Source organism: Streptococcus mitis, from assembly GCF_000722765.2.
Classification (GTDB): domain Bacteria; phylum Bacillota; class Bacilli; order Lactobacillales; family Streptococcaceae; genus Streptococcus; species Streptococcus mitis_AQ.
Map to the genome: position 1 here is coordinate 339,315 of NZ_CP028415.1, position 17,817 is coordinate 357,131.

The 17,817-nt window shown below is 41.5% G+C and carries 15 protein-coding genes; 12 read left to right on the forward strand and 3 right to left on the reverse strand.

Annotated features, from left to right (window positions below; all coding sequences use genetic code 11):
- Positions 1 to 3: 3 nt before the first annotated feature.
- The 10 genes from SK637_RS01795 to dnaJ all read left to right on the forward strand — a co-directional run bounded on the left by SK637_RS01795 (position 4) and on the right by dnaJ (position 14,454).
- Positions 4 to 4,923, forward strand: a complete 4,920-nt coding sequence (locus SK637_RS01795) for an endo-beta-N-acetylglucosaminidase (protein ID WP_414717219.1) — start codon at positions 4 to 6, stop codon at positions 4,921 to 4,923.
- A gap of 89 nt (positions 4,924 to 5,012) precedes the next feature.
- Positions 5,013 to 6,212 (forward strand): phosphoglycerate kinase, encoded by a 1,200-nt coding sequence (locus SK637_RS01800; RefSeq protein WP_033688142.1) that lies wholly within the window; start codon positions 5,013 to 5,015, stop codon positions 6,210 to 6,212.
- A gap of 135 nt (positions 6,213 to 6,347) precedes the next feature.
- Complete coding sequence (locus SK637_RS01805) at positions 6,348 to 6,875, forward strand: FUSC family protein (protein ID WP_000119915.1); 528 nt, start codon at positions 6,348 to 6,350, stop codon at positions 6,873 to 6,875.
- A 76-nt stretch (positions 6,876 to 6,951) separates the two neighbouring features.
- Positions 6,952 to 7,308 carry a transcriptional repressor GlnR gene (glnR, locus tag SK637_RS01810; protein WP_000659548.1) on the forward strand — a complete coding sequence of 119 codons (357 nt, stop codon included), beginning with the start codon at positions 6,952 to 6,954 and terminating at the stop codon, positions 7,306 to 7,308.
- A 36-nt stretch (positions 7,309 to 7,344) separates the two neighbouring features.
- Positions 7,345 to 8,691, forward strand: coding sequence for a type I glutamate--ammonia ligase (gene glnA, locus SK637_RS01815; RefSeq protein ID WP_033688143.1), 1,347 nt, complete (start codon positions 7,345 to 7,347; stop codon positions 8,689 to 8,691).
- A gap of 198 nt (positions 8,692 to 8,889) precedes the next feature.
- Entirely contained in the window at positions 8,890 to 9,924 is a 1,035-nt protein-coding gene (gene hrcA, locus SK637_RS01820; protein ID WP_004261010.1) for a heat-inducible transcriptional repressor HrcA, read from the forward strand.
- A 26-nt stretch (positions 9,925 to 9,950) separates the two neighbouring features.
- Positions 9,951 to 10,475: a nucleotide exchange factor GrpE gene (grpE, locus tag SK637_RS01825; RefSeq protein WP_033688144.1), complete on the forward strand. Its 525-nt coding sequence runs from the start codon at positions 9,951 to 9,953 to the stop codon at positions 10,473 to 10,475.
- A gap of 367 nt (positions 10,476 to 10,842) precedes the next feature.
- Positions 10,843 to 12,666: a molecular chaperone DnaK gene (gene dnaK, locus SK637_RS01830; protein WP_000034661.1), complete on the forward strand. Its 1,824-nt coding sequence runs from the start codon at positions 10,843 to 10,845 to the stop codon at positions 12,664 to 12,666.
- A 1-nt stretch (position 12,667) separates the two neighbouring features.
- Positions 12,668 to 13,114: a hypothetical protein gene (locus SK637_RS01835; protein ID WP_033688145.1), complete on the forward strand. Its 447-nt coding sequence runs from the start codon at positions 12,668 to 12,670 to the stop codon at positions 13,112 to 13,114.
- Positions 13,115 to 13,317: 203 nt separating this feature from the next.
- Positions 13,318 to 14,454: a molecular chaperone DnaJ gene (gene dnaJ / locus SK637_RS01840; RefSeq protein WP_033679702.1), complete on the forward strand. Its 1,137-nt coding sequence runs from the start codon at positions 13,318 to 13,320 to the stop codon at positions 14,452 to 14,454.
- Between the two features lie 77 nt (positions 14,455 to 14,531).
- Here dnaJ and SK637_RS01845 read toward each other — a convergent pair whose 3' ends face one another.
- Genes SK637_RS01845 through SK637_RS01855 form a run of 3 tightly spaced genes read right to left on the reverse strand, consistent with a single transcriptional unit; the run spans position 14,532 to position 15,959 of the window.
- Positions 14,532 to 15,191 (reverse strand): hypothetical protein, encoded by a 660-nt coding sequence (locus tag SK637_RS01845; RefSeq protein ID WP_033688146.1) that lies wholly within the window; start codon positions 15,189 to 15,191, stop codon positions 14,532 to 14,534.
- A gap of 60 nt (positions 15,192 to 15,251) precedes the next feature.
- Positions 15,252 to 15,539, reverse strand: a complete 288-nt coding sequence (locus SK637_RS01850; protein WP_033688147.1) for a hypothetical protein — start codon at positions 15,537 to 15,539, stop codon at positions 15,252 to 15,254.
- A gap of 9 nt (positions 15,540 to 15,548) precedes the next feature.
- Complete coding sequence (locus SK637_RS01855; protein WP_033688148.1) at positions 15,549 to 15,959, reverse strand: HIT family protein; 411 nt, start codon at positions 15,957 to 15,959, stop codon at positions 15,549 to 15,551.
- A gap of 67 nt (positions 15,960 to 16,026) precedes the next feature.
- On the opposite strand from SK637_RS01855, the gene SK637_RS01860 reads away from it, so the two are divergent.
- Positions 16,027 to 16,758: an ABC transporter ATP-binding protein gene (locus tag SK637_RS01860; protein WP_033688149.1), complete on the forward strand. Its 732-nt coding sequence runs from the start codon at positions 16,027 to 16,029 to the stop codon at positions 16,756 to 16,758.
- The gene (locus tag SK637_RS01865; RefSeq protein WP_033688150.1) at positions 16,755 to 17,804 is read left to right on the forward strand and encodes an ABC transporter permease; all 1,050 of its coding nucleotides are present in this window, start codon (positions 16,755 to 16,757) and stop codon (positions 17,802 to 17,804) included. The genes SK637_RS01860 and SK637_RS01865 overlap by 4 nt, the downstream gene beginning before the upstream one ends.
- Positions 17,805 to 17,817: the final 13 nt, after the last annotated feature.

Sequence of the window (17,817 nt, forward strand, 5' to 3'; positions counted from 1 at the left end):
GAGGTGGCTGCAGAAACACCATCTGCAGAAGCAAAACCTAAGTCTGACAAGGAAACAGAAGCAAAGCCTGAAGCAACTAGCCAAGGAAATGAGTCTAAGCCAGCAGCAGAAGCTAATAAGACTGAAAAAGAAGTCCAGCCAGATGTCCCTAAAAATACAGAAAAAACATTAAAACCAAAGGAAATCAAATTTAATTCTTGGGAAGAATTGTTAAAATGGGAACCAGGTGCTCGTGAAGATGATGCTATTAACCGCGGGTCTGTCGCCCTCGCTTCACGTCGGACAGGTCATTTGGTCAATGAAAAAGCTAGCAAGGAAGCAAAAGTTCAAGCCCTATCAAACACCAATTCTAAAGCAAAAGACCATGCTTCTGTTGGTGGAGAAGAGTTCAAGGCCTATGCTTTTGACTATTGGCAATATCTAGATTCAATGGTCTTCTGGGAAGGTCTCGTACCAACTCCTGACGTTATTGATGCAGGTCACCGTAACGGGGTTCCTGTATATGGTACACTCTTCTTCAACTGGTCTAATAGTATTGCTGATCAAGAAAAATTCGCTGAAGCTTTGAAGCAAGACCCAGATGGTAGCTTCCCAATTGCCCGTAAATTGGTAGATATGGCCAAGTATTATGGCTATGATGGCTATTTCATCAACCAGGAAACAACTGGGGATTTGGTTGAACCTCTTGGAGAAAAGATGCGCCAGTTTATGCTCTATACCAAGGAGTATGCTGCTAAGGTAAACCATCCAATCAAGTATTCTTGGTACGATGCTATGACCTATAACTATGGACGTTACCACCAAGATGGTTTGGGAGAATACAACTACCAATTCATGCAACCTGAAGGAGATAAGGTTCCAGCAGACAACTTCTTTGCTAACTTTAACTGGGATAAGGCTAAGAATGATTACACTATTACAACTGCCAACTGGATTGGTCGTAATCCTTATGATGTATTTGCAGGTTTGGAATTGCAACAGGGTGGTTCCTACAAGACCAAGGTCAAATGGAATGACATTTTAGATGAAAATGGGAAATTGCGTCTGTCTCTTGGTTTGTTTGCCCCAGATACCATTACAAGTTTAGGAAAAACTGGTGAAGATTATCATAAAAATGAAGATATCTTCTTTACAGGTTACCAAGGTGACCCTACTGGTCAAAAACCAGGTGACAAAGATTGGTATGGTATTGCTAACCTAGTTGCAGACCGCACGCCAGCAGTAGGTCATACCTTTACTACTTCCTTTAATACAGGTCATGGTAGAAAATGGTTCGTAGACGGTAAGGTTTCTAAGGATTCTGAGTGGAATTACCGTTCAGTTTCAGGTGTTCTTCCAACATGGCGCTGGTGGCAAAAATCAACTGGTGATAAGTTGAAAGCAAGCTATGATTTTGAAGATGCTTATAATGGTGGAACTTCTCTCAAATTTGCAGGGGATCTTTCAGGTGCGACCAAGCAAGATGTGAATTTGTACTCTACTCGCTTGAAGGTGACAGATACAACTAAATTGCATGTTGCCCACAAAGGAGGCAAAGGGACCAAGGTTTATGTAGAATTTGCAACCAAGAAAGATTATACCTACGGTGATGAAGCTGCCCGTAAAGAATTGACAGTTTCAGATAACTGGACTACCGATGATTTTGATTTGAGTGCCTTGGCAGGTAAAACAATTTACGGTATTAAACTCTATTTTGAAAATGACAAAGACTTAAAAGGTTATCAATTTAACCTGGGGCAATTGACCATCAGCAATAATCAAGATGCTCCTCAGGCACCAACCACAGTAGCTGTAGCCAAACAAGTCCTTAAAAATGCCCAAGAAGCGGAAGCAGTTGTGCAATTTAAAGGCAACAAGGATGCAGATTTCTATGAAGTCTACGAAAAAGATGGAGACAGCTGGAAATTACTAACTGGTTCATCTTCTACAACTATTTATCTACCAAAAGTTAGCCGTTCAGCAAGTGCTCAAGGTACAACTCAAGAACTGAAAGTTGTAGCAGTCGGTAAAAATGGAGTTCGTTCAGAAGCTGCGACAACAACCTTTGATTGGGGCATGACTGTAAAAGATACCAGCCTACCAAAACCACTAGCTGAAAATATCGTACCAGGTGCAACAGTTATTGATAGCACTTTCCCTAAAACGGAAGGTGGAGAAGGTATCGAAGGTATGTTGAATGGTACCATTACCAGTCTGTCAGACAAGTGGTCTTCTGGACAATTAAGTGGTAGTGTGGATATTCGTTTGACCCAGCCACGTACAGTTGTTAGATGGGTGATGGACCATGCTGGAGCTGGTGGAGAATCTGTAAATGACGGTTTGATGAACACCAAAGACTTTGATCTTTATTATAAAGATGCGGATGGTCAATGGAAGTTGGCTAAGGAAGTTCGTGGCAATAAAGCCCATGTTACAGATATTACCCTTGATAAACCAATCACAGCTCAAGATTGGCGTTTGAATGTCGTTACTTCTGACAATGGGACTCCATGGAAGGCTATTCGTATTTATAACTGGAAAATGTATGAAAAGCTTGATACAGAAAGTGTCAATATTCCGATGGCCAAGGCTGCAGCTCGTACTTTAGGCAATAACAAGGTACAAGTTGGCTTTGCAGACGTACCAGCTGGAGCAACCATTACCGTTTATGACAATCCAAATTCTCAAACTCCGCTTGCAACCTTGAAGAGTGAAGTTGGAGGTGACCTAGCAAGTTCACCATTGGATTTGACAAATCACTCTGGTCTTCTTTACTATCGTACTCAGTTGCCAGGTAAGGAAATTAGTAATGTCCTTGCAGTTTCTGTTCCAAAAGATGATAGAAGAATCAAGTCAGTCAGTCTAGAAACAGGACCTAAGAAAACAAGTTATGCTGAAGGGGAAGATTTGGACCTTAGAGGTGGTGTTCTTCGAGTTCAGTATGAAGGAGGAGCTAAGGACGAACTCATTCGCCTAACTCACGCAGGTGTATCAGTATCAGGCTTTGATACGCATCATAAGGGAGAACAAAATCTTACTTTACAATATTTGGGACAACCGGTAAATGCTAATTTATCAGTGACTGTTACTAGCCAAGATGAAGCAAGTCCGAAAACAATTTTGGGAATTGAAGTAAGTCAGGAACCCAAAAAAGATTACCTAGTTGGGGATAGCTTAGACTTGTCTGAAGGACGCTTTGCAGTGGCTTATAGTAATGATACTATGGAAGAACATTCCTTTGCTGATGAGGGAGTTGAAATTACTGGTTATGATGCTCAAAAGACTGGTCGTCAAACCTTGACACTTCATTACCAAGGGCATGAAGTTAACTTTGATGTTTTGGTATCTCCAAAAGCAGCACTAAACGATGAGTATCTCAAACAAAAATTAGCAGAAGTTGAAGCGGCTAAGAATAAGGTGGTCTATAACTTTGCTTCACCAGAAGTAAAAGAAGCCTTCTTGAAAGCAATTGAAGCGGCTGAACAAGTGTTGAAAGACCATGAAACTAGCACCCAAGATCAAGTCAATGACCGACTTAATAAATTGACAGAAGCTCATAAAGCTCTGAATGGTCAAGAGAAATTTACGGAAGAAAAGACAGAACTTGATCGCTTAACAGGTGAGGCTCAAGAACTCTTGGCTACCAAACCAAACCATCCTTCAGGTTCTGCCCTAGCTCCGCTTCTTGAGAAAAACAAGGCCTTGGTTGAAAAAGTAGATTTGAGTCCAGAAGAGCTTGCAACAGCGAAACAGAGTCTGAAAGATCTGGTTGCTTTATTGAAAGAAGACAAGCCAGCAGTCTTTTCTGATAGTAAAACAGGTGTTGAAGTATACTTCTCAAATAAAGAGAAGACTGTCATCAAGGGCTTGAAAGTAGAGCGTGTTCAAGCAAGTGCTGAAGAGAAGAAATACTTTGCTGGAGAAGATGCTCATGTCTTTGAAATAGAAGGTCTAGATGAAAAAGGTCAAGACGTTGATCTCTCTTACGCTTCTATTGTGAAAATTCCAATTGAAAAAGATAAGAAAGTGAAGAAAGTCTTCTTCTTACCTGAAGGAAAAGAAGCAGTAGAATTGGCTTTTGAACAAACGGATAGTCATGTTATCTTTACAGCACCACATTTTACTCATTATGCCTTTGTTTATGAATCTGCTGAAAAACCACAACCTGCTAAACCAGTAGAAAAAGTTATTTCAAGCAAGGAACCAGCTGAAGGTGTCAAGAATTTGGTTGTGGATACTCCGAAATTAGAAGTCGAAGAGACAAGTATCGCCTTCGAACACCAAGAACGTCTAAATCCAAATCTTACAGTCGGTCAACGTCAACTTGTCCAAGCAGGGGTTGAGGGACAAATTCGCCGCTTGATTGAAGTAGATAGCCAAGGCAATCGTACGCTTCGCGCTACAGAAGTTTTGAAAGAAGCAAGCCCTGAAATCGTAGAAGTAGGTACTGGTCTCATTCCTGCCAATCCAGCACCACAAAACACAGATCTTCCAAAACCTACTAATCAACCGGATTCTGATCAACAAAAGGCTCCTAAATTGGAAGTTCAAGAGGAAAAGGTAGCCTTTGATCGTCAAGAGCATGAAAATGCTGATATGCTAGTTGGGGAACAACGAGTCATCATACAGGGACGAGATGGTCTGTTGAGACATGTCTTTGAAGTTGATGAAAACGGTCAGCGTCGTCTTCGTTCAACAGAAGTCATCCAAGAGGCGATTCCAGAAATTGTTGAAATTGGAACAAAAGTAAAAACTGAACCAGCAGTAGCGCCTACACAAGAAAAACCAGCCCAAAATACAGCAGTTAAATCAGAAGAAGCAAGCAAACAATTGCCAAATACAGGAACTGCTGATGCCAATGAAGCCCTAATAGCAGGATTGGCAAGCCTTGGTCTTGCTAGTTTAGCCTTGACATTGAAACAGAAAAAAGAAGATGAAGATTAAATATCGAAAAATCTTGTGAAATCTTTCCTTATATTTCCAAAGTGTGATATAATAGTTTCGAATAAAATAAATAAAGGGGTTTTTGTAACATGGCAAAACTTACTGTTAAAGACGTTGACTTGAAAGGTAAAAAAGTCCTCGTTCGTGTTGACTTCAACGTACCATTGAAAGATGGCGTAATCACTAACGACAACCGTATCACAGCAGCTCTTCCAACTATTAAGTACATCATCGAACAAGGTGGACGTGCTATCCTCTTCTCTCACCTTGGTCGTGTAAAAGAAGAAGCAGACAAAGCTGGTAAATCACTTGCTCCTGTAGCTGCTGACTTGGCAGCTAAATTGGGTCAAGATGTTGCTTTCCTTCCAGGTGTCACTCGTGGTGCTGAATTGGAAGCAGCTATCAACGCTCTTGAAGATGGGCAAGTTCTCTTGGTTGAAAACACTCGTTACGAAGATGTTGACGGCAAGAAAGAATCTAAAAACGATCCTGAACTTGGTAAATACTGGGCATCACTTGGAGATGGTATCTTCGTAAACGATGCATTCGGTACAGCTCACCGTGCACACGCATCTAACGTTGGTATCTCAGCAAACGTTGAAAAAGCAGTTGCTGGTTTCCTTCTTGAAAACGAAATTGCCTACATCCAAGAAGCAGTTGAAACTCCAGAACGTCCATTCGTGGCTATCCTTGGTGGTTCAAAAGTTTCAGATAAGATCGGTGTTATCGAAAACTTGCTTGAAAAAGCTGATAAAGTTCTTATCGGTGGTGGTATGACTTACACATTCTACAAAGCACAAGGTATCGAAATCGGTAACTCACTTGTAGAAGAAGACAAATTGGATGTTGCCAAAGCTCTTCTTGAAAAAGCAAACGGTAAATTGATCTTGCCAGTTGACTCAAAAGAAGCTAACGCATTTGCTGGCTACACTGAAGTGCGTGACACTGAAGGTGAAGCAGTTTCTGAAGGCTTCCTTGGTCTTGACATCGGTCCAAAATCTATCGCTAAATTTGATGAAGCTTTGACTGGTGCCAAAACAGTTGTATGGAACGGACCTATGGGTGTATTTGAAAACCCAGACTTCCAAGCTGGTACAATTGGTGTGATGGACGCTATCGTGAAACAACCAGGAGTTAAATCAATCATCGGTGGTGGTGACTCAGCTGCCGCAGCGATTAACCTTGGCCGTGCAGACAAGTTCTCATGGATTAGTACGGGCGGAGGCGCTTCAATGGAACTTCTTGAAGGTAAAGTTCTTCCAGGACTTGCAGCCTTGACAGAAAAATAAGATTTTATAAATGAATCAAAGAAGAGAGGAATGAAAGTTCCTCTTTTCTTTTGCTTAAAATAAAAACGCTTCCTCTCAACTATTACTCATAAAAATCACCGATTTATGATAAAATGGAAATAGAAAGTTGAGATTATGAGTTATTTTAAAAAATATAAATTCGATAAATCCCAGTTCAAACTTGGTATGCGAACCTTTAAAACAGGTATTGCTGTTTTTCTAGTTCTCTTGATTTTTGGCTTTTTTGGCTGGAAAGGTCTTCAAATTGGTGCTTTGACAGCCGTTTTTAGCCTGAGGGAGAGTTTTGATAAGAGTGTCCATTTTGGGACTTCGCGTATTCTAGGAAATAGTATCGGTGGCCTCTATGCTCTGGTCTTCTTCTTATTAAATACCTTTTTCCACGAAGCCTTTTGGGTGACCTTGGTAGTTGTTCCAATCTGCACCATGTTAACCATTATGACAAATGTAGCCATGAATAACAAAGCAGGGGTTATTGGTGGTGTAGCGGCTATGTTAATCATTACCCTATCGATTCCGAGTGGCGAAACAATTTTGTACGTATTTGCGCGTGTATCAGAAACTTTTATGGGAGTTTTTGTCGCAATTCTCGTAAATTACGATATTGATCGTATTCGGCTCTTTTTAGAGAAAAAAGAAAAATAATGTTACATTTTATAACATTATCAATTGACGTTTGTCTTTTTTTAGACTATAATAGACAGAAAGAAGGAAATTGTAAATGAAGGAAAAAGAATTTCGCCGAAATATGGCTGTTTTTCCTATCGGCAGTGTTATGAAGTTGACCGATCTATCGGCGCGTCAGATTCGTTATTATGAAGATCAAGAGTTGATTAAGCCTGATCGAAACGAAGGGAACCGTCGCATGTATTCCTTGAATGACATGGATCGTCTGCTTGAAATCAAAGATTATATCTCTGAAGGTTATAATATCGCTGCCATTAAGAAAAAATATGCTGAACGTGAAGCGAAATCCAAGAAAGCGGTGAGTCAGACTGAGGTGCGTCGTGCACTTCACAATGAACTCCTCCAACAGGGTCGCTTTGCTTCAGTACGGTCACCTTTTGGTCGCGGTTAGGCAACCGCAAGTAGTCATACATTAAGGAGAAAACTCATGCCAATCACAGCTGCAGATATTCGTCGTGAAGTCAAGGAAAAAAATGTTACCTTTATTCGTCTCATGTTCTCAGATATTTTGGGAACCATGAAAAACGTCGAAATTCCTGCTACAGATGAACAGTTAGATAAAGTCTTGTCAAATAAGGCTATGTTTGATGGATCTTCTATTGAAGGTTTTGTACGTATCAATGAGTCGGATATGTACTTGTACCCTGACTTGGATACATGGACAGTCTTCCCGTGGGGAGATGAAAATGGAAGTGTTGCAGGTTTGATCTGTGATGTCTATACAACAGAAGGCGAACCATTTGCAGGAGACCCTCGTGGCAATTTGAAGCGTGCTCTTCATCACATGGAGGAAGTAGGATTCAAGTCCTTCAACCTTGGTCCAGAGCCAGAATTCTTCCTATTTAAGCTCGATGAAAATGGAGACCCAACACTTGAAGTAAATGACAAGGGTGGCTACTTTGATTTGGCACCTACAGACCTTGCGGACAACACACGTCGTGAGATTGTGAATGTCTTGACCAAAATGGGATTTGAAGTAGAAGCAAGTCACCATGAGGTTGCGGTTGGACAGCATGAAATTGACTTCAAGTACGATGAAGTTCTCCGTGCTTGTGATAAGATTCAAATCTTTAAACTTGTTGTTAAAACCATTGCTCGCAAACATGGCCTTTACGCAACCTTTATGGCTAAACCAAAATTTGGTATTGCTGGCTCAGGTATGCACTGTAATATGTCCTTGTTTGATGAAGAAGGAAACAATGCCTTCTTTGATCCAAATGATCCAAAAGGAATGCAGTTGTCAGAAACGGCCTACCATTTCCTTGGTGGTTTGATTAAGCATGCCTACAACTATACTGCTATCATGAACCCAACAGTTAACTCATACAAACGTTTGGTTCCAGGTTATGAAGCGCCTGTTTACATTGCTTGGGCTGGTCGTAACCGTTCGCCACTTGTGCGCGTGCCTGCTTCACGTGGTATGGGAACTCGTCTTGAGTTGCGTTCAGTGGATCCAATGGCAAACCCATATATCGCTATGGCTGTTCTTTTGGAAGTTGGTTTACATGGTATTGAAAACAAAATCGAAGCACCAGCTCCTATCGAAGAAAATATCTACATCATGACAGCAGAAGAGCGTAAGGAAGCTGGTATTACAGACCTTCCATCAACCCTTCACAACGCTTTGAAAGCTTTGACAGAAGATGAAGTTGTCATAGCGGCTCTCGGAGAACATATCTATACTAGTTTCCTTGAAGCTAAACGAATCGAATGGGCAAGTTATGCAACCTTCGTTTCACAATGGGAAATTGATAATTATTTAGACCTTTACTAATACTAATGTAGAAGAAAGATTGCCTGAGGGCGGTCTTTTTTTCTAGGTCTTCAGACTGATTTTTAGCACTCTTGATAAAAGAGTGCTAATTTTTTGAGTTTTTGTCTTGACATTCTCTTTTAAGGGTGTATAATAGAATCATAAGTTAGCACTTGAGTGTATCGAGTGCTAATCGATCAGACGGAGAGGAGTGATGAGATGGTTACAGAGCGTCAGCAGGATATTTTAAATCTGATTATTGACATCTTTACCAAAACGCACGAACCTGTCGGATCCAAAGCCTTGCAAGAGTCTATTAACTCTAGCAGTGCTACCATTCGTAATGATATGGCAGCTCTAGAAAAGCAAGGTTTGCTTGAAAAGGCTCATACTTCAAGTGGTCGGATGCCAAGTGTTGCTGGTTTTCAGTACTATGTAAAACACTCGCTGGATTTTGACCGACTGGCTGAAAATGAGGTTTATGAGATTGTTAAAGCCTTTGATCAGGAATTCTTCAAATTGGAGGATATTCTGCAAGAGGCTGCTAATCTGCTAACAGACTTGAGTGGCTGTACGGTAGTAGCACTGGATGTTGAGCCGAGCAGGCAACGTTTGACAGCCTTTGATATCGTTGTTTTGGGGCAACATACAGCCTTGGCAGTATTCACCCTAGACGAGTCTCGAACGGTTACCAGTCAGTTTCTGATTCCAAGGAACTTTTTGCAGGAGGATTTGCTGAAACTGAAGAGTATCATTCAGGAACGTTTTCTCGGCCACACCGTTCTAGATATTCACTACAAGATTCGGACGGAGATTCCGCAGATTATCCAGCGTTACTTTACAACAACGGACAATGTCATCGATCTCTTTGAACATATCTTTAAGGAAATGTTCAACGAAAACATTGTGGTGGCGGGCAAGGTTAATCTCTTGAATTTTGCCAATCTAGCAGCTTATCAGTTCTTTGACCAACCGCAAAAGGTGGCCTTGGAAATTCGTGAGGGGCTGCATGAGGATCAGATGCAAAATGTCCGTGTTGCAGACAGTCAAGAGTCCTGTCTTGCTGATCTAGCGGTGATTAGTAGCAAGTTCCTCATTCCTTATCGGGGAGTTGGAATTCTAGCCATTATCGGTCCAGTCAATCTGGATTACCAACAGCTAATTAACCAAGTCAATGTGGTCAATCGTGTTTTGACCATGAAGTTGACAGATTTTTACCGCTACCTCAGCAGTAATCATTACGAAGTACATTAAGATTGAAATCATTAAAGGAGGCGAAAATGGCCCAAGATATAAAAAATGAAGAAGTAGAAGAAGTCCAAGAAGAGGAAGTGGTGGAAACGGTAGAAGAAACAACTCCTGAGAAGTCTGAATTGGACTTGGCAAATGAACGTGCAGAGGAGTTCGAAAATAAATACCTTCGCGCTCATGCAGAAATGCAAAATATCCAACGCCGTGCCAATGAAGAGCGTCAAAACTTGCAACGTTACCGTAGCCAGGACTTGGCAAAAGCAATTCTCCCTTCTTTGGATAACCTTGAGCGTGCACTCGCGGTTGAAGGTTTGACAGACGATGTCAAAAAAGGATTGGAAATGGTGCAAGAAAGCTTGATTCACGCTTTGAAAGAAGAAGGAATCGAAGAAATCACAGCTGACGGTGAATTTGACCATAACTACCATATGGCCATCCAAACTCTCCCAGCAGACGATGAACACCCAGCAGATACCATCGCCCAAGTTTTCCAAAAAGGCTACAAACTCCATGACCGCATCCTACGCCCAGCAATGGTAGTTGTCTACAACTAGGCGATTCTGACGGTAACTAAAGCAACTCGTCAGAAAACGGCAATCGCTATGGCGTTTGCCTAGCCTCCTTACTAACTCGTCGTCGAAATAAAATCGATTTCGACTTCTCGTGTCGCAATTTACATAATAGAAAACTTGTCCGAAACGACAATAAACTATGAAGAAAGATAAAAAAGTAGTTCAGCTTTGCAATAGTGAGCGAAGCGAACCAAAGACGATACTCTTCGCCGTGGCGCTATCTGCGCAAACTTTGAGACCTTAGGCTCAAAGTTTAGTCAAAGAGATTGACGAAGTCAAGCTCTGACGGCGTCGCCACTTAAGAAGAGTATCAAAAAGAAAAAGAAGATAAATTTAAGGAGAAAAACACATGTCTAAAATTATCGGTATTGACTTAGGTACAACAAACTCAGCAGTTGCAGTTCTTGAAGGAACTGAAAGCAAAATCATCGCAAACCCAGAAGGAAACCGTACAACTCCATCTGTAGTCTCATTCAAAAACGGCGAAATCATCGTTGGTGATGCTGCAAAACGCCAAGCAGTCACAAACCCAGATACAGTCATCTCTATCAAATCTAAAATGGGAACTTCTGAAAAAGTTTCTGCTAATGGAAAAGAATACACTCCACAAGAAATCTCAGCTATGATTCTTCAATACTTGAAAGGCTACGCTGAAGACTACCTTGGTGAAAAAGTGACTAAAGCAGTTATCACAGTTCCTGCTTACTTCAACGACGCTCAACGTCAAGCAACAAAAGACGCTGGTAAAATCGCTGGTCTTGAAGTAGAACGTATTGTCAATGAACCAACTGCAGCCGCTCTTGCTTACGGTTTGGACAAGACTGATAAAGAAGAAAAAATCTTGGTATTTGACCTTGGTGGTGGTACATTCGACGTCTCTATCCTTGAATTGGGTGACGGTGTCTTCGACGTATTGTCAACTGCAGGGGACAACAAACTTGGTGGTGACGACTTTGACCAAAAAATCATTGACCACTTGGTAGCTGAATTCAAGAAAGAAAACGGTATTGACTTGTCTACTGACAAGATGGCAATGCAACGTTTGAAAGATGCAGCTGAAAAAGCGAAGAAAGATCTTTCTGGTGTAACTTCAACACAAATCAGCTTGCCATTTATCACTGCAGGTGAGGCTGGACCTCTTCACTTGGAAATGACTTTGACTCGTGCGAAATTTGACGATTTGACTCGTGACCTTGTAGAACGTACAAAAGTTCCAGTTCGTCAAGCCCTTTCAGATGCAGGTTTGAGCTTGTCAGAAATCGACGAAGTGATTCTTGTTGGTGGTTCAACTCGTATCCCAGCCGTTGTAGAAGCTGTTAAAGCTGAAACTGGTAAAGAACCAAACAAATCAGTAAACCCTGATGAAGTTGTTGCCATGGGTGCTGCCATCCAAGGTGGTGTGATTACTGGTGATGTCAAAGACGTTGTCCTTCTTGACGTAACACCATTGTCACTTGGTATCGAAACAATGGGTGGTGTCTTCACAAAACTCATCGATCGCAACACAACAATTCCAACATCTAAATCACAAGTCTTCTCAACAGCAGCAGACAACCAACCAGCCGTTGATATCCATGTTCTTCAAGGTGAACGCCCAATGGCAGCAGATAACAAGACTCTTGGACGCTTCCAATTGACAGATATCCCAGCTGCACCTCGTGGAATTCCTCAAATCGAAGTAACATTTGATATCGACAAGAACGGTATCGTGTCTGTTAAGGCTAAAGATCTTGGAACTCAAAAAGAACAAACTATTGTGATCCAATCTAACTCAGGTTTGACTGATGAAGAAATTGACCGCATGATGAAAGATGCAGAAGCTAACGCTGAAGCAGATAAGAAACGTAAAGAAGAAGTTGACCTTCGTAACGAGGTAGACCAAGCGATCTTTGCGACTGAAAAGACAATCAAGGAAACTGAAGGTAAAGGCTTTGATGCAGAACGTGATGCTGCTCAAGCTGCCCTTGATGACCTTAAGAAAGCTCAAGAAGACAACAACTTGGACGACATGAAAGCAAAACTTGAAGCATTGAACGAAAAAGCTCAAGGACTTGCTGTTAAACTCTACGAACAAGCCGCAGCAGCCCAACAAGCTCAAGCAGGAGCAGAAGGCGCACAAGCAACAGGAAACGCAGGCGATGACGTCGTAGACGGAGAGTTTACGGAGAAGTAAGATGGCTTTAGATTTTACAAAAAATTCGTGTTCAGAACTATATAATGATTTATGTACAGAAGCTAAAAAAGATCTAGAAGATACTCGTGCACAAATAAAAAGATATTTTTGTGGAGAAGATAAAAAAGAGGAGCTATCTCTTTATAAAGAAAAAATTTTTACTGGTAAATTACGTTCGGAGCAAATTGACTCTTCAATACTAGGTTTTGCCTCAACTATATTTATTCCTACTGTAGTATCTACTTTAATAGCAATAGTGACATTGATTGTCCAAGCTGTCAATGGTAATGTAAATTTAGAGACTATCCCTGTGTATATTGCTTCGATAATTACTATCCTTTTTACAACTAGAATTGCATGGATTCGTCGTAGTAATTCTAAGTCTGAGAAAGAATGGATTTCGACGAGGAGAGTTTTATATTTTTTAGAGCACTATGAAATAAAATAAGAAATCCAGAGGTTGCAACCCAGCCTCTGTTTTTCGATAAAAAGGGACTAAACCTGATTTATTTGGGTTTTGTCTCATCAATATAACAGAAAGGAATTGAACCCGACCTAAATTCTCGGAAAAAAGATAAATCTGTCTAGGAGCATCGCTCCAGCGTCAGATTTCCTATTTTTCAGTCGAATTTTACGGTCTTGGTATCTTGTATGAACAATACTGAATTTTATGATCGTCTGGGGGTGTCAAAAAACGCTTCAGCAGACGAGATCAAAAAAGCTTATCGTAAGCTTTCGAAAAAATACCACCCAGATATCAACAAGGAGCCTGGTGCTGAGGAAAAATACAAGGAAGTTCAAGAAGCCTATGAGACTTTGAGTGACGACCAAAAACGTGCGGCCTATGACCAATATGGTGCTGCGGGTGCCAACGGCGGCTTTGGAGGTGCTGGTGGTTTCGGAGGTTTCAACGGGGCAGGTGGCTTCGGTGGTTTTGAGGATATTTTCTCAAGTTTCTTCGGCGGAGGTGGTGCTTCGCGTAATCCAAACGCTCCTCGTCAAGGGGATGACCTCCAGTATCGTGTGAACTTGACCTTTGAAGAAGCTATTTTCGGAGCTGAAAAAGAAGTTAAATACAACCGTGAAGCAAGCTGTAGTACATGTAACGGTTCTGGTGCTAAGCCAGGAACAAGTCCAGTCACTTGTGGACGCTGTCATGGCGCTGGTGTCATTAATGTCGATACGCAGACTCCGCTTGGTATGATGCGTCGCCAAGTAACCTGTGATGTCTGTCATGGTCGCGGAAAAGAAATCAAAGATCCATGTACAACCTGTCACGGAACAGGTCATGAGAAACAAGCTCATAGTGTACATGTGAAAATCCCTGCTGGTGTGGAAACAGGTCAACAAATTCGCCTAGCTGGTCAAGGTGAAGCAGGCTTTAATGGTGGACCTTATGGTGATTTGTATGTAGTAGTTTCTGTGGAAGCTAGTGACAAGTTTGAACGTGAAGGAACTACTATCTTCTACAATCTCAACCTCAACTTTGTCCAAGCAGCTCTTGGTGATACCGTTGATATTCCAACTGTTCATGGTGATGTTGAATTGGTTATCCCAGAGGGCACTCAGACTGGTAAGAAATTCCGTCTACGTGGTAAGGGAGCACCAAGTCTTCGTGGTGGTGCAGTTGGTGACCAATATGTTACCGTTAATGTCGTAACACCGACAGGCTTGAACGACCGTCAAAAAGCAGCTTTGAAAGAATTCGCAGCTGCTGGTGACTTGAAAGTCAATCCAAAGAAAAAAGGTTTCTTTGACCATATTAAAGATGCCTTTGAAGGAGAATAAAGTAAAAAGAGCCGAGTGGCTCTTTTTGTCTTATCTTTGAAGATTTAGCGTCGAAAAATCATTTTCCAGTTAGCCTATTATTTATACTTTTGCTTGAGCAAGCCAGCTCCATCCATATCTTGGATGAGTTGCTTGATTTCTGCTTCCTTACCTGGCTTAATAGTAATGGTATCAATATGATTGATTGCCGAATTATCCTGAATATCCACTAAAGTCAAGGCCTTTTCATAGAATACGATTCCTTTTTTTAGACTTTCCTGATCTTTCCAATATAGAACTGAGTAATTAGGATTTGGTTTCTTTCCGATTTCTTGTAAATAATTCCTACTTTCCTTCTCTAAAAATTGCAATAAACCATGATTGAACAAGTTATCCCCTACTTTATAGTATGAAATCTCTCCAGTCTGTAGGACATAGACTTCGAGTCGGTTTTTGGTGAGTTTTGGACTTTCTTTTAGGACAGGGTGACTATTGATGACCTCATCTGAGAAAGTAACATAAAAATTCAAGCCCCCACCCTCGAATTGATACCTTCCATTTGAATTTACTTTCTTAGGAGGCATGTCAAGGGAGGTAAAGATTTGTTTTAAGTCTTCGTTCCCTTTTCGGATGTCACTCGGTGAGGCTCTGAAAGCAAAGAACAGTAGTAGAAATGCTAGGACTGCAAGAAGGCTAAGGCAACCACAAGGGATTAGGATGATCTTAGCCAGAATTTTAAAAAACTGTTTCATTTTCATTCCTCTTTTTGTTTGGATATGACAACCTAAAATGGATTTAAGGAAAGTTGATGGCTCTTTTTACTTATCTTCGATTTCCTGTGTTTCTTTAATCACAGCTAGTCTAGTCTGGATATCCTTTTCCAAGACCTTAAACTTGTAAGTCAGGTCTTCTTGGTATTCTTTGATCAGTTCTTTTTGCTGGTCAATGATTTGCAGGCTGTTTTGGATAATATCTACGTCATCCTTGATAGCTTGAACGCGGTCAGTAGTGTTCAAGACTTCATCTGTGATGGTTTGGCGATTTCTTGTGACCAAATAACTTCCGGCTGCAGCTCCTGCAAATAGCAGTAGATTAGATAATTTCATGGCAACTCCTTAGGCGTTTTTGATGGTTTCAGCGACTTGAGCGAGTTTGTCAAAGTCTGGTTCGTGGGCGATAAAATCAATCTTGAGGTCATCGTCTGCATTGTAGCGAGGCACGAGGTGAACGTGGGTGTGAAAGACTGTTTGACCTGCGATTTCTTCACAATTGGCAATGATATTCATGCCAGCAGCCTTGGTAGCTTTCATGACTTTTTGAGCAATTGTTGGCACTTGGGCAAAGAGTTTGCTGGCGCTAGTGGCGTCCATTTCCAAAAGATTGCGATAGTGCTCTTTTGGCACGACCAAGGTGTGTCCAGGTGTCACTTGAGAGATATCAAGAAAGGCAAGAACCTGCTCATCTTCATATACTTTTGAAGCAGGAATTTCCCCTGCGATGATTTTACAAAAAATGCAATCTGACATAAAATCTACCTCTACTGTATTGAATTTTGATATAATATAGCTACATTATACCAGATTTGGAGAAAATATGTTAGAAATTAAAAACCTGACAGGTGGCTATGTCCATGCACCTGTCTTGAAAGATGTATCCTTTACTGTTGAAAGTGGGCAGCTGGTCGGTCTGATTGGTCTCAATGGTGCTGGGAAATCGACGACTATTAATGAAATTATCGGTCTGTTGACACCTTATAGTGGCTCCATCAATATCAATGGTCTGACCCTGCAAGGAGATGCGACTAACTACCGTAAGCAAATTGGCTACATTCCTGAGACACCTAGTCTGTATGAGGAATTGACTCTCAGAGAGCATATTGAAACAGTGGCTATGGCTTATGGAATAGAGCAGAAAATGGCTTTTGAGCGAGTAGAATCTTTGTTGAAAATGTTCCGTTTGGATCAGAAATTAGACTGGTTTCCTGTTCATTTTTCAAAAGGGATGAAGCAGAAGGTCATGATTATCTGTGCTTTTGTGGTGGATCCAAGTCTTTTTATCGTGGATGAGCCTTTCCTTGGTCTTGATCCGCTGGCTATTGCGGACTTGATTCAGCTTTTGGAAGTGGAAAAGCAAAAGGGCAAGTCCATTCTCATGAGTACCCACGTGCTGGATTCGGCGGAGAAGATGTGTGATGCCTTTGTCATTCTTCACAAAGGGGAAGTGCGTGCTAAGGGAAATCTCCTGCAACTGCGCGAAGCCTTTAACATGCCTGAGGCTAGTTTGAATGATATTTACTTGGCTCTGACCAAAGAGGAGGACCTATGAAAGACTTGTTTTTAAAGAGAAAGCAGGCTTTTCGTAAGGAGTGTGTCGGTTATCTGCGCTATGTTCTCAATGACCACTTTGTCTTGTTCCTGCTTGTCTTGCTGGGGTTTTTAGCCTACCAGTACAGTCAACTCTTGCAACATTTTCCTGAAAATCATTGGCCTATCCTTTTGTTTGTAGGCATTACGTCTGTTTTACTTTTGCTTTGGGGAGGAGTTGCCACCTATATGGAGGCTCCAGACAAGCTCTTTCTCTTGGTCGGAGAAGAGGAAATCAAGCTCCATCTTAAGCGTCAAACTGGCATTTCCCTAGTCTTTTGGCTCTTTGTCCAGACCCTTTTCTTGCTGTTATTTGCGCCCCTATTTTTAGCAATGGGTTATGGCTTGCCTGTTTTTCTGGTCTATGTGCTTTTATTGGGGGTAGGAAAATATTTCCTCTTTCGTCAAAAGGCCAGCAAATTTTTCACTGAAACTGGACTGGACTGGGATTATGTCATTTCCCAAGAAAGTAAGCGTAAGCAAGTCTTGCTTCGTTTCTTTGCCCTCTTTACGCAGGTCAAGGGAATTTCAAACAGCGTCAAGCGTCGTGCCTATCTGGACTTTATCCTAAAGGCTGTTCAGAAGGTGCCTGGGAAGATTTGGCAAAATCTCTATCTGCGTTCTTATCTGCGAAATGGAGATCTCTTTGCTCTCAGTCTCCGTCTGCTCCTGCTTTCCATACTGGCGCAGGTTTTTATCGAGCAAGCTTGGATTGCGACAGCAGTGGTGGTTCTCTTTAACTACCTCTTGCTCTTCCAGTTACTGGCCCTCTATCACGCCTTTGACTACCAGTATTTGACTCAACTTTTTCCACTGGACAAGGGGCAAAAGGAAAAAGGGTTGCAGGCAGTGGTCAGAGGATTGACCATTTTTGTCTTAGTAGTGGAATTAGTTGTCGGGTTGATTACCTTCCAAGAAAAACTAGCCCTTCTAGCCTTACTGGGAGCTGGTTTGGTTTTACTAGTCTTGTATTTACCTTATCAGGTCAAACGTCAGATGCAGGACTAAAACTTGCTTATAT